Here is a 207-nt window from a genome sequence, read left to right on the forward strand (position 1 = left end):
GGTCAGTAGAGGTAGCAATAATGTTATTGTTTTTAGGATCTTTAGCGTTAGCTGTAGCCAAGTTGTAAACAATACCTGCATTGATATCCGCTTGGGTTATGGTGTGAACCGCAGTGAATGTTGTAGTGTCAGTAGCACCTACAGCAAGCGAGGCAATAGGTCCACCACTAACCACAGCGTTGTTGTCTGTTACAGTTACATTAGTTA

Annotated in this window: 1 protein-coding gene; it reads right to left on the bottom strand. The window is 42.5% G+C overall.

The genetic code is table 11. The features are described from left to right. Nucleotides 1-207, bottom strand: a 207-nt coding sequence (locus tag K5R64_RS16305; protein ID WP_374758135.1) for a hypothetical protein, incomplete at both ends; no start/stop codon positions are given.

Source organism: Flavobacterium sp. UMI-01 (assembly GCF_019656315.1).
Taxonomy (GTDB): Bacteria; Bacteroidota; Bacteroidia; order Flavobacteriales; family Flavobacteriaceae; genus Flavobacterium.